The 23,167-nt window shown below is 71.1% G+C and carries 26 protein-coding genes and 1 pseudogene; 17 read left to right on the top strand and 10 right to left on the bottom strand.

The genetic code is table 11. From position 1 onward, the window contains the following. The first annotated feature begins 311 nt into the window (after nt 1–311). From ACN6LB_RS33985 to ACN6LB_RS33960, 6 genes are all read left to right on the top strand, one after another. The gene (locus tag ACN6LB_RS33985) at nt 312–2,657 is read left to right on the top strand and encodes an ATP-binding protein (RefSeq protein ID WP_445029188.1); all 2,346 of its coding nucleotides are present in this window, start codon (nt 312–314) and stop codon (nt 2,655–2,657) included. Between the two features lie 74 nt (nt 2,658–2,731). Then, entirely contained in the window at nt 2,732–3,166 is a 435-nt protein-coding gene (locus ACN6LB_RS33980) for a roadblock/LC7 domain-containing protein (RefSeq protein ID WP_356134415.1), read from the top strand. Nucleotides 3,167–3,168: 2 nt separating this feature from the next. Next, a complete protein-coding gene (locus ACN6LB_RS33975) occupies nt 3,169–3,540 on the top strand; it encodes a DUF742 domain-containing protein (RefSeq protein WP_356134417.1) in 372 nt (123 codons plus the stop codon). Next, nucleotides 3,518–4,117 carry a GTP-binding protein gene (locus ACN6LB_RS33970; RefSeq protein ID WP_356134419.1) on the top strand — a complete coding sequence of 200 codons (600 nt, stop codon included), beginning with the start codon at nt 3,518–3,520 and terminating at the stop codon, nt 4,115–4,117. The genes ACN6LB_RS33975 and ACN6LB_RS33970 overlap by 23 nt, the downstream gene beginning before the upstream one ends. Nucleotides 4,118–4,145: 28 nt before the next feature. Continuing rightward, the gene (locus tag ACN6LB_RS33965) at nt 4,146–4,742 is read left to right on the top strand and encodes a GAF domain-containing protein (RefSeq protein ID WP_356134421.1); all 597 of its coding nucleotides are present in this window, start codon (nt 4,146–4,148) and stop codon (nt 4,740–4,742) included. 51 nt (nt 4,743–4,793) lie between these two features. Beyond that, nucleotides 4,794–5,393 (top strand): TetR/AcrR family transcriptional regulator, encoded by a 600-nt coding sequence (locus ACN6LB_RS33960; RefSeq protein ID WP_445029187.1) that lies wholly within the window; start codon nt 4,794–4,796, stop codon nt 5,391–5,393. Here the strand turns inward: ACN6LB_RS33960 and ACN6LB_RS33955 are convergent. The 3 genes from ACN6LB_RS33955 to ACN6LB_RS33945 form a co-directional block, all read right to left on the bottom strand. Next, a complete protein-coding gene (locus tag ACN6LB_RS33955; protein WP_445029186.1) occupies nt 5,390–5,995 on the bottom strand; it encodes a GOLPH3/VPS74 family protein in 606 nt (201 codons plus the stop codon). The two genes, ACN6LB_RS33960 and ACN6LB_RS33955, sit on opposite strands and share 4 nt — an antisense overlap. Nucleotides 5,996–6,008: 13 nt before the next feature. Further along, nucleotides 6,009–7,193, bottom strand: a complete 1,185-nt coding sequence (locus tag ACN6LB_RS33950; protein ID WP_445029191.1) for a YbfB/YjiJ family MFS transporter — start codon at nt 7,191–7,193, stop codon at nt 6,009–6,011. Between the two features lie 113 nt (nt 7,194–7,306). After that, entirely contained in the window at nt 7,307–7,609 is a 303-nt protein-coding gene (locus tag ACN6LB_RS33945) for a muconolactone Delta-isomerase family protein (protein ID WP_445029185.1), read from the bottom strand. A 196-nt stretch (nt 7,610–7,805) separates the two neighbouring features. Between ACN6LB_RS33945 and ACN6LB_RS33940 the strand changes: the two genes are divergently transcribed. The 4 genes from ACN6LB_RS33940 to ACN6LB_RS33925 all read left to right on the top strand — a co-directional run bounded on the left by ACN6LB_RS33940 (nt 7,806) and on the right by ACN6LB_RS33925 (nt 11,256). Beyond that, a complete protein-coding gene (locus ACN6LB_RS33940; protein ID WP_445029184.1) occupies nt 7,806–8,744 on the top strand; it encodes a LysR family transcriptional regulator in 939 nt (312 codons plus the stop codon). 150 nt (nt 8,745–8,894) lie between these two features. After that, nucleotides 8,895–9,632: an SDR family NAD(P)-dependent oxidoreductase gene (locus ACN6LB_RS33935; RefSeq protein ID WP_445029183.1), complete on the top strand. Its 738-nt coding sequence runs from the start codon at nt 8,895–8,897 to the stop codon at nt 9,630–9,632. 83 nt (nt 9,633–9,715) lie between these two features. Beyond that, nucleotides 9,716–10,087, top strand: coding sequence for a YybH family protein (locus tag ACN6LB_RS33930; RefSeq protein ID WP_445029182.1), 372 nt, complete (start codon nt 9,716–9,718; stop codon nt 10,085–10,087). 215 nt (nt 10,088–10,302) lie between these two features. Continuing rightward, nucleotides 10,303–11,256, top strand: a complete 954-nt coding sequence (locus tag ACN6LB_RS33925) for a helix-turn-helix domain-containing protein (RefSeq protein ID WP_445029181.1) — start codon at nt 10,303–10,305, stop codon at nt 11,254–11,256. 46 nt (nt 11,257–11,302) lie between these two features. On the opposite strand, the pseudogene ACN6LB_RS33920 reads toward ACN6LB_RS33925, so the two are convergent. From ACN6LB_RS33920 to ACN6LB_RS33910, 3 genes and pseudogenes are all read right to left on the bottom strand, one after another. Next, nucleotides 11,303–11,833: pseudogene (locus tag ACN6LB_RS33920) on the bottom strand (aquaporin); the annotation flags it as partial. Between the two features lie 191 nt (nt 11,834–12,024). Beyond that, nucleotides 12,025–12,837 carry an MBL fold metallo-hydrolase gene (locus ACN6LB_RS33915; protein ID WP_445029180.1) on the bottom strand — a complete coding sequence of 271 codons (813 nt, stop codon included), beginning with the start codon at nt 12,835–12,837 and terminating at the stop codon, nt 12,025–12,027. Nucleotides 12,838–12,886: 49 nt separating this feature from the next. After that, entirely contained in the window at nt 12,887–13,537 is a 651-nt protein-coding gene (locus ACN6LB_RS33910; protein WP_445029179.1) for a DsbA family protein, read from the bottom strand. Between the two features lie 241 nt (nt 13,538–13,778). Between ACN6LB_RS33910 and ACN6LB_RS33905 the strand changes: the two genes are divergently transcribed. Next, nucleotides 13,779–14,360, top strand: coding sequence for a TetR/AcrR family transcriptional regulator (locus ACN6LB_RS33905; protein WP_445029178.1), 582 nt, complete (start codon nt 13,779–13,781; stop codon nt 14,358–14,360). A 90-nt stretch (nt 14,361–14,450) separates the two neighbouring features. On the opposite strand, the gene ACN6LB_RS33900 is transcribed toward ACN6LB_RS33905, so the two are convergent. Beyond that, a complete protein-coding gene (locus ACN6LB_RS33900) occupies nt 14,451–15,305 on the bottom strand; it encodes an alpha/beta fold hydrolase (protein ID WP_445029177.1) in 855 nt (284 codons plus the stop codon). Nucleotides 15,306–15,438: 133 nt separating this feature from the next. Further along, nucleotides 15,439–16,254 carry an alpha/beta hydrolase gene (locus tag ACN6LB_RS33895; protein ID WP_445029176.1) on the bottom strand — a complete coding sequence of 272 codons (816 nt, stop codon included), beginning with the start codon at nt 16,252–16,254 and terminating at the stop codon, nt 15,439–15,441. A gap of 307 nt (nt 16,255–16,561) precedes the next feature. Between ACN6LB_RS33895 and tdh the strand changes: the two genes are divergently transcribed. From tdh to ACN6LB_RS33865, 6 genes are all read left to right on the top strand, one after another. Beyond that, nucleotides 16,562–17,590, top strand: a complete 1,029-nt coding sequence (gene tdh, locus ACN6LB_RS33890) for an L-threonine 3-dehydrogenase (RefSeq protein WP_445029175.1) — start codon at nt 16,562–16,564, stop codon at nt 17,588–17,590. Between the two features lie 63 nt (nt 17,591–17,653). Beyond that, nucleotides 17,654–18,847 carry a glycine C-acetyltransferase gene (locus tag ACN6LB_RS33885; protein WP_445029174.1) on the top strand — a complete coding sequence of 398 codons (1,194 nt, stop codon included), beginning with the start codon at nt 17,654–17,656 and terminating at the stop codon, nt 18,845–18,847. 18 nt (nt 18,848–18,865) lie between these two features. Continuing rightward, on the top strand, nt 18,866–19,783 hold the full coding sequence (locus tag ACN6LB_RS33880; protein WP_445029173.1) for a LysR family transcriptional regulator: 918 nt from the start codon (nt 18,866–18,868) through the stop codon (nt 19,781–19,783). A gap of 40 nt (nt 19,784–19,823) precedes the next feature. After that, entirely contained in the window at nt 19,824–20,396 is a 573-nt protein-coding gene (locus ACN6LB_RS33875; protein WP_445029172.1) for a helix-turn-helix domain-containing protein, read from the top strand. Beyond that, nucleotides 20,393–20,959 carry a GNAT family N-acetyltransferase gene (locus ACN6LB_RS33870; protein ID WP_445029171.1) on the top strand — a complete coding sequence of 189 codons (567 nt, stop codon included), beginning with the start codon at nt 20,393–20,395 and terminating at the stop codon, nt 20,957–20,959. Before ACN6LB_RS33875 ends, ACN6LB_RS33870 begins: the two co-directional genes overlap by 4 nt. Before the next feature lie 30 nt (nt 20,960–20,989). After that, nucleotides 20,990–21,349 (top strand): MmcQ/YjbR family DNA-binding protein, encoded by a 360-nt coding sequence (locus ACN6LB_RS33865; protein ID WP_356134439.1) that lies wholly within the window; start codon nt 20,990–20,992, stop codon nt 21,347–21,349. 57 nt (nt 21,350–21,406) lie between these two features. Here ACN6LB_RS33865 and ACN6LB_RS33860 read toward each other — a convergent pair whose 3' ends face one another. Together ACN6LB_RS33860 and ACN6LB_RS33855 are read right to left on the bottom strand one after the other, a co-directional pair. Then, nucleotides 21,407–22,318, bottom strand: coding sequence for a transketolase family protein (locus ACN6LB_RS33860; RefSeq protein ID WP_445029170.1), 912 nt, complete (start codon nt 22,316–22,318; stop codon nt 21,407–21,409). A gap of 96 nt (nt 22,319–22,414) precedes the next feature. Then, entirely contained in the window at nt 22,415–23,125 is a 711-nt protein-coding gene (locus tag ACN6LB_RS33855) for a transketolase (RefSeq protein ID WP_445029169.1), read from the bottom strand. Nucleotides 23,126–23,167 lie beyond the last annotated feature (42 nt).

The following is a 23,167-nucleotide window of genomic DNA, read 5'->3' as shown; positions in this document are numbered from 1 at the left end:
CTCCTCCCCCCTCGCCGTCTGTTAGTGACCGCTTCTGACCAGCCGTGATCAGTTCATTGCCGCAGGGGAACGTCTGTCCGAGGTGATTATCGGTCCCCCGTGCGAAGCCTCATACCAGAGCGGCACGCTCTTCGTAGGAGTTTGTCAACTGCCCACCGCACATGATGCCTTGCCGACTACTGTCAGTTGCTGTCGGGCGACGCAGAGCCGTTTTTTTCGGTTCTCTCGACCGGCGCCGCGATGGCGCATGCCCGAGTCGCGCAGACCCGCGGGAGCCCCCATGCCCCCGACGCACCAGTACGAGGACACCGATGTCTCACCTTCGCGCACCGGCCGCACGCGCAGACCGCCGTGAGGGCGGGCGGCACGGACGACCGGTCGCCCGCGCCGTTCCCTCGCTGCCCGAGACCCACATACGCCCCCAACTGCTGCGGCTCGCGATCCTGCCCCCCACCGCGGTGGCCCTCAGCGCGTGCGCGGCCGTGCTCTTCACCGTCCGGTCCACCGGCGCGCCGCCCAGCCTCACCCTGTGGGCCGTGCTCGCCGGAGCCCTGGGCGTGGCGCTGACCGGCATCCTGATCGCCGCCGTGGCCGCGGACCGCGCCGCCAAGTCCGTGCGGGAGCGGGTCGGCGCGCTGCGCCGCGGCAGTGCGCGTTCCGAGGCCGACCTGCGCACCCTCGTCGAGGCGCTGCGCCACGGTGAGAGCCCGCCCACCCGCAAGGCGCGCCGCCAACCCCCCACGGACGCGGATGACTTCGAACTGCTCGCCGCCGACATGGCGCGTGCCCACGACGGCGCCGTCACCGCGGTCGTCCAGGCCGCACAGCTCTCCAGCTACGCGGGCAGCGAGCAGAAGGTCGAGGTCTTCGTCAACCTCGCCCGGCGGCTGCAGTCCCTCGTGCATCGGGAGATCTCGATCCTGGACGAGCTGGAGAACGAGATTGAGGACCCTGACCTGCTCAAGGGCCTCTTCCACGTCGACCACCTCGCCACCCGCATCCGCCGCCACGCCGAGAACCTCGCCGTCCTCGGCGGCGCCGTCTCCCGCCGCCAGTGGAGCAACCCGGTCTCCATGACCGAGGTGCTGCGGTCCGCGATCGCCGAGGTCGAGCAGTACTCGCGCGTCAAGCTGGTGCCCCCGATCGACGGCACCCTGCGCGGGCACGCCGTCGCCGACGTCATCCACCTGCTGGCCGAACTCGTCGAGAACGCCACGGTGTTCTCCGCCCCGCACACCCAGGTGCTGCTGCGGGCCAACCTCGTGACGTCCGGGCTCGCCGTCGAGGTCGAGGACCGGGGCCTGGGCATGCCCGTCGGCGAGCAGAACAAGATGAACGCGCTGCTGGCCGACCCCGACCAGGTCAACGTCGCCAGCCTGCTGCAGGACGGCCGCATCGGCCTCTTCGTGGTCTCCCAGCTCGCGAGGCGGCACGGCATCCACGTCCGGCTCCAGACGAACATCTACGGCGGAGTCCAGGCCGTACTCGTGGTCCCGCAGGCACTGTTGGGCACTGAATCCGCAGAGCCCGGGGTTATGGGGGACGTACCGTCCGCGCAGCCGCTCGAAGCCGGTGGTACGCGGCGTCCGCCGTCGAGAGCACAGGTCGACCGGAGAACGCCGGGTTCCGAGGTCCCGCCGGCGGCCGGTGCGGGGCGGGAGCACGGGGCCGTGCGCGCCGTGCCGCGGCAGACGCCGCATGGTCAGAGGCCACCTGACCGGATGCCACAAGGCCGCACGCCGAATGACCGCACGCCGAATGACCGGACGCCACAAGGTCGGACACCACATGACCCGCTGCCGCCCGATCAAGGACCGCGTGACCGGGCGCCGGCCGGGAGCGGTGGCGCCCCGGCGCCGCTTCCCGTGCGTGGTGCGCACCTGGAGCGGCCCAACCCGGCGGAGGCCGTCCCCGGCATCCGCCCCGGTGACCGGCCCACGGTGACGGACAACGCGACCGCGCCGCCCACCCCGCGCAACAGTGCTGTCCGCGGCACCATGGGCAAGCCCCAACTGCCCCGGCGGCGCGCCCAGGAGCACATCGCCCCGCAACTGCGCGAAGGGCCCACTCCCCGCCAGGACTCGGATGAGGTCGCCGGCCACGACCCGGGCCTGATGGCCGCCTTCCAACGAGGCATCGGGCTCGCCGAGGCGCAGTACCTGGAATCCGCCCGCGTGGAGAGCACGCTCACGGATGCGCGGCCGATGGATGTGGCACCCATGGGGGGAGCCGCCATGGAGGCGTCGCCCATGGGGAGCGCCCACATGGGGGACGCCCACGTGGGGCGCTCGCACATGGGCGAATCGCCCATGGACGGGCTGCACATGGATGACCTGCACATGGATGTGTCGCGCATCGACGGATCGCATGTGGATGTGTCGCAGGCGGACGGGCCGCATGTGGCCGGGCTGCACGCGGACGGGCCGCACGTGGGCGGCCCCTCCGCGGCCGAGGCGCCGGTGGAGGCATCACCCATGGGCGCGGCGCACATAGCCGACGCGCACACGGCGCACGCGCCCACTCCACACGCGCCCGGCCCACACGCGCCCGGCCCACACGCGCCAGCCCCGCACGAAGCGCTGGGGAGGCGCGAATCAACCCCTGCGCCCGGACACGACCTCACTGCCCGGCAGGACGGGAGCACACCGGCCGGATGATCACCCCCCACCCCACGCGTACCCCCACCCCTTCCGCTCCCGCAGACATTCGTACCTCAAGGAGTCGATCCACCATGGCGAGCGATGTGCCGACGGGCCATGTATCCGATCTCGACTGGCTGATGAGCGGCCTCGTACAGCGCGTGCCGCACACCACGAGCGCCGTACTCCTCTCCTGCGACGGACTCGTGAAGTCGGTCCACGGCCTCGACACGGACAGCGCCGACCACATGGCGGCGCTGGCCTCCGGCCTCTACTCCCTCGGCCGCAGCGCGGGCATCCGCTTCGGGGACGGCGGGGACGTGCGCCAGGTCGTCGTCGAGCTCGACTCGATGCTGCTGTTCGTCTCCACCGCCGGCTCCGGCACCTGTCTCGCCGTGCTCGCGGGCCGCGAGGCCGACGCGGCGGTGCTCGGCTACGAGATGGCGATGCTGGTCAAGAGCGTCCGGCCGTATCTGATGACCGCGCCCCGGCAGCACGCCGTCGAACCCTCGGCGATGAGGCCTTGAGCGTGGCAGCGGCCGGCGACGGGCCCTGGCTCGACGATGCGGCGGGGCGCCTGGTGCGTCCGTACACCGTCAGCAACGGCCGGACCCGGCCGACGACCGCGCTCGATCTCCTGTCGCAGGTCATGGCGACCGGAGCCACCCCCCTCGGCTACCTCGGCCCCGAGCACACCCAGGCGCTCGACCTGTGCCGCGCGCCCGTCTCGGTCGCCGAGATAGCCGCACACCTGAAACTGCCCGCGGTGGTCACCAAGGTGCTGCTGTCCGACCTCGTCGACTGCGGGGCGCTGACCACGAAGCCCCCCACGTTCGATCACAACCCCACTGACCGGTCTCTTCTGGAGGCAGTGCTCGATGGACTACGACGACAGCTCTGACCCCTTCCCCACCGCCTTGAAGATCCTGGTGGCGGGAGGGTTCGGGGTCGGCAAGACGACCTTCGTCGGCGCGGTGAGCGAGATCGCGCCGCTCAGTACGGAGGAGCTGCTCACCACGGTCAGCGCAGCGACCGACAATCTCGACGGCATCGAGAACAAGGTCGAGACGACCGTGGCGATGGACTTCGGCCGCATCACCCTCGATCCGCAACACGTGTTGTATCTGTTCGGCACACCCGGGCAGGAGCGGTTCTGGTTCATGTGGGACGAGCTGTCCGAGGGGGCGCTCGGTGCGGTGATCCTCGCCGACACACGGCGCCTCGAGGACTGCTTCGCCGCCGTCGACTTCTTCGAGCAGCGCGGCCTCGGATTCATCGTGGCGATCAACGAGTTCGACGGCTCGTACCGCTACGACCCCGACGAGGTGCGCACCGCCATCGACCTCGATCCCGGCATCCCCATCGTGCGCTGCGACGCCCGGATCTCCAGCTCGGGCGTACAGACCCTGCTCACCCTGGTCCGCCATCTCATCGCCCACGCGCCGACGCACGCCCCGAGCCACGGCGCCCACACATGACCCGTTTCCCGAGCCACGGAGCCGCCGCATGAGCTACGACCCGCCGCGTCCCCCCGGTCGACTGCTGCTGACCCCGGAGGACAAGGACGCCCCCGCCCGGGTACGGCGGCTGCGCGGACTGGGGCTGGGGGAGCGGGCGGAGCCGGCCTTCGACGCCTTCGCGGACCGGCTGGCGGAGGTCGCGGCGGTGCCGTACTCGATGGTCAACTTCATCGACGAGGAACGACAGTTCTTCGCGGGCCTGCACACCCCGTACGGGACCGGCGAGGGACTCAGGCCGGTGACGCCCTCGGCGGACGGAGTGGAGTATGGGGTCGGGCGCCATATGGCCCGCGAATATGGGTTCTGCCCCCATGTGGTCGTCCGACGCAGGGCGTTGGCCCTTGAGGACGTCCGCGACTACCCGCGGTTTGCGGGCAATCCGGTCGTCGACGAGTTCGGCATCCGTTCCTATCTGGGCGCACCGCTCATCGACGGCACGGGAACGGTGCTCGGCACGGTGTGCGTCGTCGACGTGGAGCCGCGGCCGTGGGGGAGGGCCGGCCTGGAGACCATCAAGTCGTCGGCGGCGGAGCTGGTGGCCAGGCTGGAGCGACGGGAGGCCGACGGACTCCCGCTGCTGTGAGGCAACTCAGGTCGCCAGCCGACCGGTCTAGTACCGCCGTATTCTTGCTTCGTGGGACGAACCAGTGACGCCCGGCAGAAGATCCTCGGTGCCGCACGCTCGCTCATCGAGGAGCGCGGCTACACGGCCCTGGGTGTCGCCGAGATCTGCAAGGCGGCCGGGGTGCCGAAGGGCAGCTTCTACTACTTCTTCGAATCGAAGGAGGCCCTCGCGCTCACCGTCGTCGACGAGCACTGGGCGGCCCAGCAGCGCGACTGGGCACGAATCCTGGGCGGCGCCGCGCAGCCGCTGCGGCGGCTGCGGCGGCTCTTCGAGGAGACGGAGGCCGGCCAGCGCGCCGGCCAGGAGGGGTGCGGCACCGTGTCGGGCTGTCTGTTCGGGAACCTCACCCTGGAGCTGAGCAACCAGACCGAGGCGGTCCGTGGGCGACTGCAGGAGATCTTCGACGCGCAGGTCGACATGGTCGAGGCGGTCGTCGCGGAGGCCCAGGGCCGCGGCGACGTGAGCGTGACCGACACCCGGGAGGCGGCGCGGGCTGTGGTGGCCCAGCTCGAGGGCCAGGTGATGTTCGCCAAGCTGTACAACAGCACCAGCAGGCTGAGCCCGCTGTGGCAGAACTGCCGGGCCCTGCTCGGCGCCACCGGCTCCTAGAAACCGCGCCACACGTTGTCGAACGCGGCGTCCTCGATCACCTTCCGTTGGCGTACCGCCTCCAGCTCCTGCAACGCGTCCCCCACGGCGGCCAGCACGGTCGCGGCCGTGCCGCCCGCGAGGTCCTCGGCGCCGTCGGCCGGCTGGTCGTGGAACCCGGCGGCGGCCGCCAGTGCGGTGAGAACGGGCTCGCCCGCCGTCCATCGCTCTTCGGCCTCGCGCCGGGCCGCCGAGTCGACCAGCTCCGTCCGCCCGGTCCGCAGCGGAATCCGGCGTCCTCGCGCCCGGGTCGTCAGCCCGATCCGCTCAAGGTCGTCGACATAGGCCGCGGACAGCCCGCGTCCCCGGCGCCACAGCCAGTCCTCGATCGACTCGTACGGCTCCTGCCGTACGAGTGCCGCCGCAGCCTCGTCCAACAGGCGGTCGCCCGTGGGCGAGGGGGCGCTGGGCACGATGCGGTCGTCGTCCAGGACGAGGGCCCGGGCCTCGATCAGGTCGAACACCTCGGCTCCCGCCAGCGCGAGTGACAGGTCGCCCTGTTCCACCGGCTTGGCGGATGCCGTGTCCAGGGCGACGATCGCGAGGTCCCGTGCGGTGGTCATGAGCGGCTCCACGTCAGTTGGCCGAGTGCGGGGCGAGAGCGTCGGGGCCGGCCGTTGCGGGCCGGGCGTCCTGCGTCGATTCTCGCTGCCGGGGCGTGGCCGTGTGTCGTACTACGACCATGTGGTGCGGGAATCCGATCCGCAGCACGGCGGCGGCCGCGGCCGCGGCGAGCACCACGAGGGCGGCCGCCGACAGGGCTTGACGGTAGCCGTGGTGCAGCAGCGGGGCGACGGCCACCGGGCCCAGGATCTGGCCGACCGAGTATCCGGCGGTCAGCAGGGCGACCGAGCGGGGGAAACGCAGGTGTGCGCCGGTGGCCAGGGTGATCATGCTGACACCCAGGAACGTGCCGCCGAACAGCACCGCCGAGATGAGCGCGGCAGCCGTTCCCCCGATCAGGGCGGGCAGTGCGATGCCGGCCGCCTGGACCACCAGCGCGGCGAGCAGCAGTCCGGGGCGGGACCAGCGGCGTCCCAGCCGCGCCCACAGCGCCGGGGACGGCACGGCGGCCAGCCCCACCAGCACCCACGCGCCGACGCCGACCCAGCCGGGGGACTGCTGGTCGATCGCGGCGACCAGGAAGGTTCCGGCGACGATGTAGCCGATGCCCTCCAGGAAGTAGCTCGCGAACAGCGCACCGAACCAGCGGTGGGTGCGGGGCGCCGTGCTCTCGGACTTCTCGCCGCTCACGGAGGCAGCCGCCTCAGGGCGCAGGTTCCACGAGCCGACGGTGAGCAGGACGGTCAGCGCGGCCGAGGCCCACCAGGCTCCCCGCCAGTCCGCGACGGAACGCAGGCCCAGGAGCAGCAGACCGGACAGCGCGATGCCGGCGCCCACGCCGCCGATGGCCCAGCCGGGCAGCTGCGGCGGGTGTCCGCGCAGGTGGTGCAGGAGGGAGCTGGCCGCGACGACGAAGACCAGGGCGCTCGCCGCCCCGGCCACCAGCCGCAGCACGCCCCACATGGCGGCGCTGTGCGTGAGGGGCATCGCGGCGAGTGTCGCGGTCAGCATGAGCAGCGAGCCGCGCAGGACGGTGCGGGAACGGACCAGCGCGGGGGCCAGGATGCCCGCGAGTGCCCCGACGAGATAGCCGACGTAGTTGGCCGTCGCCAGGTTCGCGCCCGAGCCGGCGGACAGCCCGGCCTGGGTGTGCATGAGGGGCAGGATCGGGGTGTAGACGAAGCGGCCGACCCCCATTCCCGCGGCGAGTGCCGCGGCGGCCTGGGCGACATGGGTCCAGGGGGATGTGGTCGGGGCTGTGGTCCGGAGGGTTGCGGTCCGTAGGTCTGCGGTCCGAGGGGAAGGGTCGCTCATCGCGCGTCGTCGCCCCGACCCGGATCGTTGGGGTGGGACTCCAGCGGGGTGACGGTGAGCGTCATCCACGGGCGCAGCGGCAGCGTGCCGAGCACCTTCTCGTGGAGCTCCACCTCATCGGCGGCCCGCCACACGCCGATGCTGCGCAACTCGCCCACGGGGCGCCACAGTCGGCCCAGATTTCCGGTGGCGGCCAGCTCCTCGGCGCGCACGGCCTCGGCGGCCCGCCGCCGGTCGACCTCGTCCTGGCTGGTGCCCTCGGGGACGGTGGTGGTGATCTCGACCAGGAACTCTCGCATGATCTCTCTCCGATACTCGGCGGTATTCACTCGGTGCGGTTCACTCGATGGGCTTCACTTGGTGCCGTTCACGCGGCACCGTTCGCTCAGTGCCGTTGGAAGTCCCGCTGCGGCCTCATCGTGCGCCCGCCACCAGCACCGATGCCACGACCGGCTTCCTCGCTGCTGAGAGGCACAGCCTCCCAGCGCGCGTAGCATGGCGCGCGTGGAACTGCGCCAGCTGCGGTACTTCGTCGCGGTCGCCGAGGAACTGAACTTCGGCCGGGCCGCCGAGCGGCTTCTGATCGCGGGCCCCTCGCTCTCCCAGCAGATCAAGGCCCTCGAACGGGACCTGGGTGTGCGGCTGTTCGACCGGGACCGCCGCGCCGTCGCCCTCACCCCGGCCGGCGCCGCCCTGCTCCCGCACACCCGCGCCCTGCTGGAGCGCGCCGATGACCTCAAGCGCCGGGCCGGCCGACTGTCGGGCTCGGAGTCTGTACGGCTCGGCTACGTCAACTGGCTTCCCCCGGACCTGACTTCGCGTACGGCCGCGGTGGCCCAGGTGCACGTCGACGCCTGGGTCGCCCCCTCCCACACCCAGGCCGCCCGGGTCGCCGACGGCAGCCTGGACCTCGCCGTGTGCTGGGTGCGCACCGAGGACCTCGGGCGACTGGGGCTGCGGGCCCGGCTGATCGGCGCCGACCGGCTCTACGCCGTGGCCAAGGGCGGTGACAGCGGCGACGTACCCGACGTGGCCGCCCGGGACACCGACGTCCTCGTCGACGACGACATCACCTCCTGGGCCTCCTGGAACGTGTACGCCGAAGAGCTGGCGCAGGTCACGGGGGCCCGTACGGTGCGCATCTCCGACGGGGCCATCACCGGCCCCGCCTTCTTCGACCACGTCCGCCGCTGCCGCCGCCCGGTCCTCAACTCGCCCAAGGGGCAGACCACTCCGCTTCCCCCCGACCTGGTCCGCCGTGAGATCGTCGCGCCGAAGCCGTACTGGACCTGGTCCCTGGTCTGGCGTGAGCACGAGGACCGTGCCGGGGTTCTCGCCACTGTCGACGCCCTGGGCGACGGTGTCGGCGACCTCGGCATCGACGCGCCGGACGCCTGGCTGCCGGCCGACGACCCGCACGCCCTCCCGCGCTGATCTGCACTGCGAGCCAGAGCCTCGCAGGCAGGAGGAAACGAGTCCCGCGGAACCCCCCTTTGACCTTTGACGCTGCCATTGCGCCGACCTACCTTCCAAATAGTCGACCGGTCGGCTAGTAGTCCGGTCACCCCTTCGGAGAAGGTCACCATGAGCACTCAGAACCAGACGCACACCCCGACGCACAACCAAAAGGTCGCGGTCATCACCGGCGCATCGCAGGGCATCGGCGCCGCCCTCGTCGAGGCCTACCGCAAGCTCGGTTACGCCGTCGTCGCCACCTCGCGCACCATCGTCCCCGTCGACGACGCGGACGTCCTGACCGTCCAGGGAGACATAGCGGACCCGGCCACCGCGGAGCGTGTGATCGCAGCCGCCGTCGAGCGGTTCGGCCGTATCGACACCCTGGTCAACAACGCGGGCGTCTTCGTCGCCAAGCCGTTCACGGAGTACACGGCCGCGGACTACGCGGCCGTGACCGGCATCAACGTCGCCGGTTTCTTCCACATCACCCAGTCGGCCATGCCGCACCTGCTCGCGCAGGGCGCCGGTCACATCGTCAGCGTCACCACCAGCCTGGTCGACAACGCTGACGCCAACGTGCCCTCCGTCCTGGCCTCGTTGACCAAGGGCGGTCTGCAGTCCGCCACCAAGTCCCTCGCCATCGAGTACGCCACCCGCGGCATCCGCGTCAACGCCGTGTCGCCCGGCACCATCAAGACCCCCATGCACGCCGAGGAGACCCACGAGTTCCTCGCCGCCCTGCACCCGATGGGCCGGATGGGCGAAGTGAGCGACATCGTCGACGCCGTGCTCTACCTGGAGACGGCCCCGTTCGTCACCGGCGAGATCCTGCACGTCGACGGAGGCATGAGCGCCGGACACTGACCCACCCACCACCAACCCACATCACCCGCCACCACCTCACAGCACGGGCCATCACTCGCCATCGCTCGACGGGAGAATCCGCGATGAGCACCACCACGGACAACGACACGATTCTGCGAGGCGTCCTCGACCGGTGGAAATCGGCCGTCGACGCGCACGACCCGCAGCGGGTCGCGTCCGGCTTCACCGAGGACGCGATCTTCCAGGGCCTGCACCCCTACAGCGTCGGACGCCACGGCGTTGCCGACTACTACGACTCCCAGCCTCTGGGCATGACAGCCGAGTACCGGATTCTCGAAACCCGACAACTCGCGGACGACCTGGTACTCGGCTACCTGGACGTCGACTTCACGTTCGCCGACCGGCCCACCGTCGCCGTCAAGCTCGCCGTCCTGGTCCGGCGTGCGGCGGACGGCTGGCTCATCGCCCACTACCAGGTGTCCCGCCTGGACTGACCGTCCGGGCCCGATCCAGGGCCCTGACGTCGACGCCGTCCACACTGCTGGGCTCGCCTGTGGAGAGACATCGGAGGCAGACTCGTCATGACGGCTCTCGGGCTGCAATCCGCGAAGTGGGTGGAGGGCGGGGGCGCAACCAAATGTGGCGTCCTGGGGAGGCGTTGGTCGTGCCTGAGCGTGAACAGGTCTCGTTCTCTGCATGGTGACTAATGGTGACGGTGAGTAAACGACACGACGGCCCGCGCGAGATCGTGGACATCGGCTTCGCTCCCGCGGTCGGCACACCGACCGGCGTCGAGATCATGACGTTGGCGGAACTGCGGGAGCGGGCTGCCGTCCGCATGGGCAAGGCAGGGCTGGGGGCACCGCAGCGGCCGACGTTCCACCACCTGATCACCCTCTCCAGCGGCTTCTTGTGGCACACGGTGGATTTCACCGGCTACGCCCTCAAGCCTGGCTCGTGGCTGTGGGTCCGGCCCGGTCAGGTGCAGCAGTGGGGTGATCTGCACGACGCCGAGGGCACTCTGATCCTCTTCGAGCGCGACTTCCTGGATCCCGCCACCGTGGCCGCGGCGCGCGTGGACGATCCGCATGCCCCCGTGCTCCGGGTTGCCGACACCGAGGACCGGCACGCCTTGGAGACGGCCCTGAACCATCTGGCGCTTGAGTCCCAGGCACTGCGCGGCATCGCGCTGGAAGCCCATGTGGCGGTGGTGCGCCACCTGCTGGCGGTCCTGGTGCTGCGCCTTTCGCAGCGCACCGCGCCGGTCGGCAGCCCGGCTCCTGAACCCGGAGAGACGTTCGTGCACTTCCGTGATGCGGTCGAACGCGACTTCACCCGGACGCGCCGCCTGGAGGACTACGCCCGGACGCTGGGCTACTCACCCCGCACCCTCTCCCGGGCCACACTGGCCGGCGCAGGGGTGGGAGCGAAGGAGTTCATCGACCGGCGGGTGATCCTGGAAGCCAAACGCCTCCTGGCGCACGGCGACCAGCCGGCCTCCCGTATCGCGGCACAGCTCGGCTTCACCAGCGCCACCAACTTCAGCAAGTACTTCCAGCAGCGCACCAGTCGGTCTCCGATCGCCTTTCGTGCGACCGTGCGCGGCCGCTCCGCGGAGAGGGGCCAGGGTGATGTGTCCGGTACCGGGCGAGCAGGGCGGTGAGGGCCGCTCCCGCGAGGGGTGCCACCAGATAGACCCAGAGGTGTGACCAGTAGACGGGCTGGTGTGCCCAGAGGGCGGGGCCGAACTGGCGGGCAGGGTTGGCGGATCCGCCGGTCAGGGTGCCGAGGGTGACGATGACCACGGCAGTGGCGGCGGGCAGGGCGAGCGGAATCCAGCGCGTCCACGCGGGGCGGGACATCAGCACCAGGGCGACGGTGAGGATCGCGGCGGTGGCCGCCGCTTCGGTGGTGAACACGGCGGCGGGCGACCACGCGGGGGTTGGCTGGACCGCGGCGTACGCCATGCGATCGCCGACGACCGGGCCCCACACGAGGCGGGCCAGGCCGGTGCCGGCCACGGAACCGGCCAGCTGGGCGGCGACGTACGGCAGGACACGGCGGCCGGGGAAGGCACCGGTCAGCCACAGGGCGAGGGTGACGGCCGGGTTGAGGTGCCCGCCGGAGCAGCGGCCCCATGGAGAGGACAGCGCCCAGACGAGCGCCGCCCCGACGATCAGGGCCACGGCCGCGAGCTGGAGGTGCGGGCCCGGCAGGGCCTGGCTGAGCGGGGAGGCCATCACCCAGCGGACTGCGGTGACCAGGACCAACAGCACGCCGCCGGTGAGGGTGAACTCCACGGCGGCCGCGGCCCGGGCGGTCGTGCCGCCCGGAGCCGTAGGCCTCCCGGCGGCACCGGCATGACCGGTACCGCCGCCGGACGTCGTCCCGGTGGCCCGCCACGCGGACACACGGGCGGAGGTGCGCATCGTCAGCCCCAGGCCATCTCGCCGGTGGCGACCTTGCTGCCCAGGTCCAGAGCCACCAGCAGGCCCAGGTCCGGGTAGCGCTCGAGGAGCGCGGCCTTCAGCGCCTCGGAGTCGTTGCCGCTTGCGGCCAGTTCCTTCTCGAACGCGGCGAGGTAGCTGCGGGTGTAGGCGATCACGGAGGCGTCGGTGGGAGAGTCGGCCGAGCGGTGGCCGGCTACAACGAAGCGCGGGGCGAGCCGCTCCATCTCGGCGAGCGTGTCGGCCCAGGCGGCCCGCTCGCGCGGCGTGGGGGTGTCGGCGGTCCACACGTGAAGGCCGGCGAAGAGCAGGACTCCACCCACGACCGCGCGGTCCTCGGGCTGCCACAGGTACTCGGTGCGCCACACCAGGTCCGGGTGGCCGCCACGAAGCTCGAAGCCGTGGCCCTCAACGCTGACGCGGTCCCCGTCCAGGACCTCAGGGATGATCACCTCGGTGGGCAGGTTCCTGCCCAGATGCGCCCAGGTCTTGAGCTTCTTCTCCCAACTGGCCTTGATCCGCTCCACGGTGGTGGCGGTGGCGACGATCCGGACGTCCGGGAACGCCTGCCGGATCACTTCCAGACCGAAGTAGTAGTCGGGGTCGGAGGTGGTGACCACGACGGTGGTCAGCTCCTTGCCGCTGTCGATGATGTCCGCCAGGACCCGGTGCTGCTCGGCCAGCGTGAACTGGCCGTCGACCAGGAGCGCCTCTCGCTCGCCGGCGATCAGGACGGACGACTTGTGCAGGCCGGTGTCACCGGCGGTGTGGACGGTGTACGTCAGGGTGGTCGACATGGGGGTACTGCCTTTCAGAGGGAAGAGGAGTGTTGTGAGGGGGGTGGGTTCAGGCGGCCGTTACGGCGGCCAGGTGCTGGTCCAGGGCCTGGGTGAGCGCGGCCGCCGAGGAGACGGGGCCGCCCAGGCGGTCGGTGCCGTGTGCGGTGTGCAGCAGCAGCGTCGGGTAGCTGTCTACGCCCAGACGGCGCACCTGGAGGAAGTCGGCCTCCGCCTCGGTGCGGGCGGCGGGCGAGGCATACGCGGCTGCCACCGCGTCGGCGTCCAGGCCCAGTTCGGCGGCGATGCCCCGGTAGACCTGGGCGTCGGAGAGGCTGCGGCCGTCGACGTACCAGGCACGCTGCATCGCGGCTGCGGCATCCAGGGCGTTCGCGCCCTGTTGGCTACGCAGTGCGGCCAGGCCGGTGGCGGCGTCGGCGGAGTCCATCACGACAGTGCCGTCCTTGAGTGCGGCACGGTAGCCGTCGCCGAAGGTGACGCCGGTCAGCTGGGCGATGCGCTCATTGGCGCCCGGGATGTGCGGATAGGCCGACACCGGCAGCGCGCGCGGGCCGGAGAACAGTCCGCCGGACAGCACCCGCAGCTCGATCCGGTCCGCGTTGGCGGCGGCGAATTCGTGCAGGGCCGGGCCGAAGCCGTAGCACCAGCCGCAGTAGGCGTCGAAGGCGTAGGTCAGTCGAATGGGCTTTGCGGAGCTCATCGCGTGTTGTCCTTTCCGGATTCCGTCACCCGGCTCCCTGTCACGGCCGGGCTGACACGCTCAAAGCTATGGTCAGAAGGCGAGCCCTCCAGGATCCACAGACGACGCCCTATGGTGAAAAACTGACACTCTCGTGAGTGCGTCTCGCTGTGAGTCCGGACGGCTACCGTCCCGCCCCCAAAACCAGCGCTCTGCCACCTGGCGCCCAATGTGTGGAAAGAACGTTCTATACAATGGGTGTATGGCGAAGCACATGACTGCACCAGGACGCCGGTCGCCGGCGCGTGAGCGGCTGCTGAGCACGGCGAGTCGACTCTTCTACATCGAGGGGATCCGAGCCGTCGGTGTCGACCGCGTCATGGCGGAGGCGGAGATCGCCCGCGGAACCTTCTACCGGCATTTCGCGGGCAAGGACGACCTCGTACGGGCCTACCTCGAAACAACGGACCAGGACATCCGCGACCGCCTCGGCGCAGCCAGGGAGGCGATCGCCGACCCTTCTGCTTTCCTCCGAGCCGTGGCGGCCGGGATCGGGGAGGAGCTGTGCGGCGTGGGCTTTCGCGGCTGCCCGTTCATCAACGCGGCCGCCGAGTACCCGGAGCGGAACAGCGCTGTCCATCAGGCGGTGCTGACGCACCGGGCCTGGTTTCACCAGGCGCTCCAGGACGCCTTCGAGCAGGCGGGTGCGGCTGATCCCGCGCGCTCGGCCGATGCCATGGTGGCCATGCGTGACGGAGCGATGGTCGCCGGCTACCTGAGCGATCCGCAGAAGGCGAACGACACTCTCGTGCACGGCGTCGCCGCTCTCCTGGCAGCGGACTGACTGCTCGCCCTCGTCCTGGTGCACCAGGGAGCGCGCATGCCTACGGCCTCCGCCCGTTGAGCAGTGGGCGGAGGCGGGTGGCAGCGGGGGCTACTCGGTGGTGGCGGCCTGTTCCACGATCTTCGTCACGGCGCCCGGGTCGGTGAGTTGGACGGCATGCGGGGCGTTGATCTCGGTGGTGTGCGCGTGTGCCCGCGATGCCATGAACTGCTCGGCGGCGGCGGGGATGGTGTGGTCGTCGCGGGCGACGAGGTACCAGGAAGGGATCGTCTTCCACGCCGGAGTGCCTGAGGGTTCCCCGAAAGCCTGCGCGGTGGCGGGTCGCTGGGCGGCGGCCAGTTCGGCGACCGTGGCGTTGCTGAAGTGGTTGCCGATGAACACGTCGCGGAACTTGTCGGTCTTCAAGTACAGGTCGGTGCCGGTCTTGCCGTCCGGCTGGGTGAAGGGGACGGCGTTCAGGGCGGTGGGGACGGGGGCGGTGGGGTCGTCGCTGAGGTGGCTGCCGGGGAACCTGGCGTTGAGGGCCAGAGCGCTCTCACCTCGATCCGGTGCGAAAGCCGCGACGTAGACGAGCGCCTTGACGTTCGGGTTGCCGGTGGCGGCATTGGTGATGACGGCGCCGCCGTAGGAGTGGCCGACCAGAATGACCGGGCCGCGGATCGTCTTGAGGTAGTCGGCCAGATAGGTGGCGTCGCTGCTGAGGCCGCGCAGCGGATCGGCAGGGGCGGTGACCGGGTAGCCGTCGGCCTGCAGACGCTTGACGACGCCGCTCCAGCCGGACGAGTCGGACCAGGCGCCATGCACGAGGACAACAGTCGGCTTGGCGGCGGAGTGGGACCGGGCGTGGTGGGCGGGGTCGGCCGAGGCGGTTGCGGCGAGACCTGCGGCGAGGGTGAGGGCGGCTGCGCCGAGGGCGGCAGGACGGACCAGGCGGTGATTGAGCATCGCTGCGTTTCCTTGTGCTGTGAAGTAACGGACAGGCGCATCCGCCGTCCGTGGGGAGGGGCGTGGGCCGGTACCGGTCGGGGGAGGGGGACCATCCCGCGCAGCCGGGGGGAGCGGCGTCGCCCGATGGCGCTCAGGCGCGGCTGAGGTCGTGGTGAGCTGCCCAGCTGAGGGCGTAGTCGGCGACTTCTTCCCATCCGTCCTGGCCGAGGGTGAAGTGGGAGCGACCTGGGAACTCCTGGTAATCGGTGACGGCCGGGGACTTGCGGTACAGGCGCCAGTTGGCCTTGTTCACCTTCGCCGGCACGATGTGGTCGGCCCCGCCCGCGATGAACAGCAGGGGAGCGCGCCGCTCGTTGCGGAAGTCGACCTTCGTCGCGGCGCGGGGGTTGAAGTTGGCGAACGCGCCCTGGAAGAGCACGCGAGCCGAACCGGCCACCTGGTAGCGCTCGTAGACGGCGGCGGAATCCTTCTCGCTGAGCGTGTTGGTGAAGCTGTAGTGGAACTGCTTCGGCGTCAAGGCGATGGCCTTGTTCTTGTTGGCGGGGTTGCCGATCACCGGCCGGACCGACTTCACCGTGGAGTACGGCTGCGGCAGGACGCCCTTGACGGGAGCCGAGTCGATGGCGACGCCCGCACGGCCCAGGCCCCGGTCCAGCAGCACCTGCGTGACGGCCCCGCCGAAGGAGTGCCCGATGATGACGGGCTGCTCATCCAGGCTGCGGATGACCTCCTCATAGCGGGCGATCACCTCACCCAGGCCCACTCCCGCGATGCGCGAGGGGTCGCGCCGTATCTCTTCGACCTCGGCGTCGAGACCCGGCCAGGCCGGGGCGATGACCCGATGCCCCTGCGCCTGGTAGTGGTCGATCCATTTCTCCCAGCTGCGCGGGGTCATCCAGAGCCCGTGGATCAGTACGACCGTGCGGGCGGAGGAGGCGTGACTCATGAGAACTCCCAGAGAGTGGATAGAACGTTCTATCCACGTCACGGTAAGCCGGGATCTTCGGCCGGGCAAGCGGGGCACGAAGTGGTCTGCGTCGCATATCGGACCGAGGTGCGTCCGGCGAGTTCCTCGCGGTGCCGTACTTCGCGCAGGAGCAGGCGTGAAGGAAAGCTGCGGCGCCGCTTAAGAAATCCTCGATGGACCAGGGGCGTCGCCGTACGGCAGATTGCTACGCGAATCCACCCCTCTCCCCGGTACGGGCGTCTTCGGCGTGCGCGGACCCGGGGTCTCACCCACAGGAGCCGTAGCGTTGAAGGCGCTGGTCAAGGAGAAGGCGGAGCCCGGACTTCGGCTCATGGAGGTCCCGGAGCCCGCGATCGGCCCCGGCGACGTACTGATCAAGGTTCTCAGGACCGGGATCTGCGGCACCGATCTGCACATCCGCAACTGGGACGGGTGGGCACAGCAGGCCATCAGCACGCCGCTCGTGCTCGGGCACGAGTTCGTCGGCGAGGTCGTCGCGACCGGCCGTGACGTCGCGGACATCGCCGTCGGCGACAGGGTGAGCGGGGAGGGCCACCTGGTGTGCGGCAAGTGCCGCAACTGCCTGGCCGGGCGCCGCCACCTGTGCCGCGCCACCGTCGGTCTGGGCGTGGGCCGCGACGGCGCTTTCGCCGAGTACGTGGCCCTGCCCGCGTCGAACGTGTGGGTGCACCGCGTCCCCGTCGACCTCGACGTCGCCGCGATCTTCGACCCGTTCGGCAACGCCGTGCACACGGCCCTGTCCTTCCCGTTGGTCGGCGAGGACGTACTGATCACCGGAGCGGGCCCGATCGGCCTGATGGCCGCCGCTGTGGCCCGGCACGCGGGCGCCCGCAACGTCGTCATCACCGATGTCAGCGAGGAGCGCCTCGAACTCGCCCGCAAGATCGGTGCGAGCCTCGCCCTCAACGTCACGGGCGCGACCATCGCCGACGGCCAGCGCGAGCTGGGGCTGCGCGAGGGCTTCGACATCGGCCTGGAGATGTCCGGCCGGCCGGAGGCGATGCGCGACATGATCGCCAACATGACGCACGGCGGCCGGATCGCGATGCTCGGCCTGCCGTCCCAGGAGTTCCCGGTCGACTGGTCCCGGATCGTCACCTCCATGATCACGATCAAGGGCATCTACGGCCGCGAGATGTTCGAGACCTGGTACGCCATGTCGGTCCTCCTGGAGGGCGGCCTCGACCTCGCCCCCGTGATCACCGGCCGGTACGGCTACCGCGACTTCGAGGCGGCGTTCGCCGACGCGGCGAGCGGCCGCGGCGGCAAGGTCATCCTCGACTGGACTGTCTGAGACCCCTGACCGAGACCGGTTACCGCCTACCGGGACCTCTTGGACCTCTTAAAGGAACTGATGATGTTCGACTCCGTACGCGACGACCTCCAGACCACCCTCGACGAGATCCGCGCCGCCGGTCTTCACAAGCCCGAGCGCGTCATCGGCACCCCGCAGTCCGCCACCGTGAGCGTCACCGCGGGCGGCCGCCCGGGTGAGGTCCTCAACTTCTGCGCGAACAACTACCTCGGTCTCGCCGACCACCCCGCGGTCGTCGCGGCCGCCCACGAGGCGCTCGACCGCTGGGGCTACGGCATGGCCTCCGTGCGCTTCATCTGCGGTACGCAGGAGGTGCACAAGGAGCTGGAGGCGCGGCTGTCGGCGTTCCTCGGCCAGGAGGACACGATCCTCTACTCCTCCTGCTTCGACGCGAACGGCGGCGTCTTCGAGACCCTTCTCGGAGCCGAGGACGCGGTCATCTCCGACGCCCTCAACCACGCCTCGATCATCGACGGCATCCGGCTGTCCAAGGCTCGCCGCTTCCGGTACGCCAACCGCGACATGGCCGACCTGGAGACGCAGCTCAAGGAAGCGTCCGGCTCCCGCCGCCGCCTGATCGTCACCGACGGCGTCTTCTCCATGGACGGCTACGTGGCGCCGCTGCGCGAGATCTGCGACCTCGCCGACCGCTACGACGCCATGGTCATGGTCGACGACTCGCACGCCGTCGGCTTCGTCGGCCCCGGCGGCCGCGGCACCCCCGAACTGCACGGCGTCATGGACCGCGTCGACATCATCACCGGCACCCTCGGCAAGGCCCTCGGTGGCGCCTCCGGCGGCTACGTCGCCGCCCGCGCGGAGATCGTCGCGCTGCTGCGCCAGCGCTCGCGGCCGTACCTCTTCTCGAACACGCTCGCACCGGTGATCGCGGCCGCCTCCCTCAAGGTGCTCGACCTCCTGGAGTCGGCGGGCGACCTGCGCGAGCGGCTCGCCGAGAACACCGCGCTGTTCCGCTCCCGGATGACCGACGAGGGCTTCGACATCCTCCCCGGCGACCACGCCATCGCCCCCGTCATGATCGGCGACGCGACCGTCGCCGGCCGGATGGCCGAGCTGCTCCTGGAGCGCGGCGTGTACGTGATCGGCTTCTCGTACCCGGTGGTCCCGCAGGGCAAGGCGCGCATCCGCGTGCAGCTGTCGGCCGCGCACTCGACGGCGGACGTGAACCGGGCGGTCGACGCGTTCGTGGCCGCCCGGGCCGCGCTGGGGGCCTGACCTGAGAGAATCGGTCGCATGATCGAAGCGCGGCGGCTCCACATCCTTCGTGCGGTGGCGGACCACCGTACGGTGACGGCGGCGGCCGCCGCGCTGTACCTCACGCCCTCGGCGGTCTCGCAGCAGCTGACCGCCCTGGAGCAGGAGACCGGGCACCGGCTCGTCGAGCGCGGCGCCAAGGGTGTACGGCTCACTCCGGCCGGCGAGATCCTGCTCAGCCACGCCAACGCGGTGCTCGCGCAGTTGGAGCGTGCCGAGGCGGAGCTCGCCGCGTACAGCTCGGGTGCGGCGGGCACCGTCACCGTCGCGTCCTTCGCCACCGGCATCGGGCTGGTGGTGGCGCCGGCGCTGGCCCGCCTCGCCGTCACCGCGCCCGGCATCCGGGTCCGTGTCCAGGACGCGGAGGGCGACGCCAGCCTGCCCATGGTGCTGGACCGGCAGGTCGACATCGCGGTCGCCGTCGAGTACCGGGGCGCCCCGGACGCGGACGACCCGCGCCTGAGCCACGTCCCGCTGTACGCCGAGCCGTTCGACGCGGTCGTCCCGGTCACCCACCGGCTCGCCGACGCCGCCGAGGTGCCCCTCGCCGAGCTGGCCAAGGACCCCTGGATCGGCCCGTACCCCGGCAACCCCTGCCACGACGTGGTCGTCCTGGCCTGCGAGAACGCCGGATTCCAACCCCGCCTCGAACATTCCTCGGACGACTTCCGGGCAGTCGTCGCGCTGGCCTCGGCGGATGCCGGGGTGGCCCTGGTGCCGCGCTCGGCCCTGCGCGGCATGGACCTCACGGGCGTGGTCGTGCGCCCGGTCGACGGCGTCGCGCCCACCCGCCGGGTGTTCGCGGCCGTACGCCGCGGAGCGGAGGACCATCCGCTGATCAGGCCGGTGCTGGAGGCGTTGACGAAGGCGCTGACGGAGCCCGCGGGCGTGGAATGAGAGCTGGAGTCTGACTCGTATCTGGGATAGCGTCCCGGATATGGGAAGTGATGAGAGTGGAGCTCTCGATGCCCGGCTCGGCGCCCGGCTGGCCGAATTGCGGGCCGAACACGGCTGGTCGCTCGGGGAGTTGGCGGAGCGCAGCGGAATCAGCCGCTCGACCCTGTCCCGGGCCGAGCACGCGGAGATCAGCCCCACGGCCTCGCTCCTGAACCGCCTGTGCGGGGTGTACGGGCGGACCATGTCGCAGCTCCTCAGCGAGGTCGAGGCCGAGCCCGCCCTGCTGGTCCGCGCGGCCGACCAGCGGATCTGGGAGGACCGTGCCTCCGGTTTCGTACGGCGGTCGGTGTCCCCGCCGCACCCGGGCCTGCGCGGCGAACTCGTCGAGGGGCGGCTCGCGGCCGGCACCGACATCGCGTACGACCGCCCGCCCGTGCCCGGCCTCGAACAGCACATCTGGGTCCTCGACGGCGCCCTCGACGTGACGGCGCAGGACGTCGAGCACCGCCTCGGGGTCGGAGACTGTCTACGGCTGCGGGTCTGGGGCCCGACACGGTTCTCGTGCCCCGGTCCGCGCGAGGTGCGGTACGCGCTGGCGGTGGTGCTGCCGTGACCACCGTCTCCCGGCTGACACCCGGTCAACTGCTCTCCTCCGTGGAGGAGTTGGCCGATCTGCTGGCCGACACCGTGGACGGCGGAGCCTCGATCGGATTCCTCGCGCCGCTCGACCGTACGGAGGCCGTCGCCTGGTGGACGGAGCGCGCGGCTGCGATGGCCGGCGGCCTGCTGGCCGTGTGGGTCGCGCGGGACGCGGCGGACCGGGTGACCGGCACCGTCGCTCTCGCCTTCCCGGACAAGCCCAACAGCCGCCACCGCGCCGAGCTCGTGAAACTGATGGTGCACCGCGACGGCCGGGGACAAGGCCTCGGTCGCACCCTGCTGACCACCGCCGAACACGCGGCAGCCGCGGCCGGCGTCACCCTGCTGCACCTGGACACGGAGACCGACAGTCCCGCCGAATCCCTGTACCGCTCCGCCGGTTGGACCCCGATCGGGGCGATCCCCGACTACGCGGCCACACCCACCGGCGTACTGCATCCGACGACGATCTTCTACAAGCGGGTGGGACCGGCCTCAAGTGCCGGTGCGTTCACCGCGGCTGCCCGCGGCGGGTGATTGTCAGTGGCATTGGCTACGGTGCGTGTCATGCCGGATGCCGAAGACGTACGCCGTATCGCCCTCTCCCTGCCGGACACGCTGGAGAAGGTCGCCTGGAACATGCCCACGTTCCGGGTCGCGGGGAAGATGTTCGCCACGCTGCCCGAGGACGAGACGTCCATCGCCGTGCGCTGCCCGAAGGAGGAGCGCGACGAACTGGCCGTGGCCGAGCCGCGGAAGTTCTGGATCGCCGACCACGAGGCGGGCTTCGCATGGGTCCGGGTCCGCCTCGCGGCCCTGGAGGACGAGGGCGAACTCCACGACATCCTCGCCGACTCCTGGCGCCAGGCGGCCTCGCCCCGGCTGCTGGAGTCCTACCCGGACCTGGGACTTCCGGCCGTCGACTGAACACCGTCTCCGGCGTCCACCGCGGACCCCAGGAACAAGCACCCGGCATCCGAGTGATCAACCCCCGACCCGCGCCCCCAGGAAGCCACCGATTCGCTCCCGCAGCGAAGCGGCGTCGAGGCCGTGCGCTGCCGTGTGCTCGTCGATGCGTCCGTACCGGCGCAGCTCACGGCGGCCCACGCCGAGGCCGAGGACCCGGTGGGGGACATCGGCGAGCGCGTCGTTGGCGGCGACGGTGGATGTGCCGGCCAGGTACGGCTCGACGAGTACGACGTCTGCGGCGGCCGCCTCCGTTGCCCGGCGCAGCGCTGCCGCGTCGAAGGGACGGACGGTCGTCGCGTAGAGGACGGTGACGTCGAGCCCCTCCGTGGCCTCCAGCACGGAGTCGAGCATCGGCCCCACCGCGACGACCACACCGGCGCGCCCCTCGCGCACGGTGCGGAACCGGGCGCCGTCGACGGCGAGCCCGTGCGCGTTGGACTGCACGGACAGCCGCACGTACACCTTGTCGTCCCCGGCGGCGACCGCGTGCCGCAGCAGGAACTCGGCCTCGTCCGGATGGCCCGGGACATGCACGGTCCAGCCGTCCAGGGTGTCGAGCAGGGCCACGTCGCCGGGCGCCATGTGCGTGTAGCCCCCGGCGGGCCAGTCGAAGGAGGCGGAGGCGCTGACGAGCACCGCGCCCGCGTCCTGGTGCCCGAGGTCCAGCTTGACCTGCTCGAAGGGCCGCTCCACGAGGAAGCTCGCGAACGTGTGCAGCACGGGCCGCAGTCCGGTCAGCGCCAGACCCGCGCCCGCTCCGATCAGGAGCTGTTCACGGATACCCACGTTGATCACCCGCTCCGGATGCTTGCGCAGCGCCTCGGTGAAGCCGTCCTTGCCGATCTCGGCCAGGACGACCGCGACCCGCGGGTCCTCGTCGAGGAGTCGGCTGACGACAGGGGCGAAACGGTCGCGCATGGTGTCCATGGGATGGCGTGTCCTTCCGAAAGGGCGTACGGGCGTGGGGTATGGCGAGGTATGGCGAGCGCCGGGCGAAGAGCCGACCCGGCGGAGCGGCGGACCTCAGGCGTACTTCGGCTCGACCCGGGCGACGACCACGTGGGGGCGGCCGGGGTGGGCCGCGACGAAGGCGGCGTGCAGCGCTTCGTGGTCGTGGCCGTCGACGGTCTGCGCGGACCAGCCCGCGGCCTCGAAGCGGGCGGCGATCCCACCCGGACGGGCATGGCTCGCGGAGGAGTTGTCGATCACGACCGCGTGCAGCCGGTCGAGTCCGGCCGGTCCGGCGTAGGCGATCGCCTCGTGGTTGCTGCCCTCGTCCAGTTCCGCGTCGCCGATCAGCACCCACACCTGCGGCGCGTCGAGCCCCTGCGCGCGCAGCCCCAGCGCCGTCCCGACGGCGAGCGGCAGCCCGTGCCCGAGGGATCCGCTGCCGATCTCGGCGCCGGGCACCAGGACACGGTCCGGGTGGTGGCCCAGCGGCGAGTCGTACGAGCCGAAGCCCGGCAGCCACTCGACGGGCAGGAATCCCTTTGCGGTGAGCACGGCGTAGTACGCCATCGGCCCGTGCCCCTTGGACAACAGGAACCGGTCCCGCTCCGCATCGCCCATCCGCTCCGGCCCGACCCGCAGCACCCGGTCGTAGAGCACCCACAGCGCGTCCAAGGTGGACGTCGCCGCCGGCCCGTGCTTCTCGGCGCCGGTCATCAACCCCATCAGCCGGGGCAGGTCCGCGTAGTCGTAGCGCTCGTATCCGCGCTCTGCTGTGATCGTCATGCCGAGAATCGTGCAACCTCGACCAAACTTGAGGTCAAGCCC

The organism is Streptomyces sp. SAS_270, assembly GCF_052543295.1.
This window is presented reverse-complemented; position numbering and strand designations above follow the sequence as displayed.

Bases quoted from the DNA above. Each gene is read 5' to 3' on its own strand.
- ACN6LB_RS33980 (WP_356134415.1), top strand. From the start codon at position 2,732: ATGGCGAGCGATGTGCCGACGGGCCATGTATCCGATCTCGACTGGCTG.
- ACN6LB_RS33885 (WP_445029174.1), top strand. From the start codon at position 17,654: ATGTTCGACTCCGTACGCGACGACCTCCAGACCACCCTCGACGAGATC.
- ACN6LB_RS33985 (WP_445029188.1), top strand. From the start codon at position 312: ATGTCTCACCTTCGCGCACCGGCCGCACGCGCAGACCGCCGTGAGGGC.
- ACN6LB_RS33855 (WP_445029169.1), bottom strand. From the start codon at position 23,125: ATGACGATCACAGCAGAGCGCGGATACGAGCGCTACGACTACGCGGAC.
- ACN6LB_RS33945 (WP_445029185.1), bottom strand. From the start codon at position 7,609: ATGCGAGAGTTCCTGGTCGAGATCACCACCACCGTCCCCGAGGGCACC.
- ACN6LB_RS33860 (WP_445029170.1), bottom strand. From the start codon at position 22,318: ATGGACACCATGCGCGACCGTTTCGCCCCTGTCGTCAGCCGACTCCTC.
- ACN6LB_RS33965 (WP_356134421.1), top strand. From the start codon at position 4,146: ATGAGCTACGACCCGCCGCGTCCCCCCGGTCGACTGCTGCTGACCCCG.
- ACN6LB_RS33915 (WP_445029180.1), bottom strand. From the start codon at position 12,837: ATGTCGACCACCCTGACGTACACCGTCCACACCGCCGGTGACACCGGC.
- ACN6LB_RS33930 (WP_445029182.1), top strand. From the start codon at position 9,716: ATGAGCACCACCACGGACAACGACACGATTCTGCGAGGCGTCCTCGAC.
- ACN6LB_RS33935 (WP_445029183.1), top strand. From the start codon at position 8,895: ATGAGCACTCAGAACCAGACGCACACCCCGACGCACAACCAAAAGGTC.
- ACN6LB_RS33940 (WP_445029184.1), top strand. From the start codon at position 7,806: ATGGCGCGCGTGGAACTGCGCCAGCTGCGGTACTTCGTCGCGGTCGCC.
- ACN6LB_RS33955 (WP_445029186.1), bottom strand. From the start codon at position 5,995: ATGACCACCGCACGGGACCTCGCGATCGTCGCCCTGGACACGGCATCC.
- ACN6LB_RS33900 (WP_445029177.1), bottom strand. From the start codon at position 15,305: ATGCTCAATCACCGCCTGGTCCGTCCTGCCGCCCTCGGCGCAGCCGCC.
- ACN6LB_RS33910 (WP_445029179.1), bottom strand. From the start codon at position 13,537: ATGAGCTCCGCAAAGCCCATTCGACTGACCTACGCCTTCGACGCCTAC.
- ACN6LB_RS33970 (WP_356134419.1), top strand. From the start codon at position 3,518: ATGGACTACGACGACAGCTCTGACCCCTTCCCCACCGCCTTGAAGATC.
- ACN6LB_RS33895 (WP_445029176.1), bottom strand. From the start codon at position 16,254: ATGAGTCACGCCTCCTCCGCCCGCACGGTCGTACTGATCCACGGGCTC.
- ACN6LB_RS33875 (WP_445029172.1), top strand. From the start codon at position 19,824: ATGGGAAGTGATGAGAGTGGAGCTCTCGATGCCCGGCTCGGCGCCCGG.
- ACN6LB_RS33865 (WP_356134439.1), top strand. From the start codon at position 20,990: ATGCCGGATGCCGAAGACGTACGCCGTATCGCCCTCTCCCTGCCGGAC.
- ACN6LB_RS33905 (WP_445029178.1), top strand. From the start codon at position 13,779: ATGGCGAAGCACATGACTGCACCAGGACGCCGGTCGCCGGCGCGTGAG.
- ACN6LB_RS33880 (WP_445029173.1), top strand. From the start codon at position 18,866: ATGATCGAAGCGCGGCGGCTCCACATCCTTCGTGCGGTGGCGGACCAC.
- ACN6LB_RS33950 (WP_445029191.1), bottom strand. From the start codon at position 7,193: ATGGGGGTCGGCCGCTTCGTCTACACCCCGATCCTGCCCCTCATGCAC.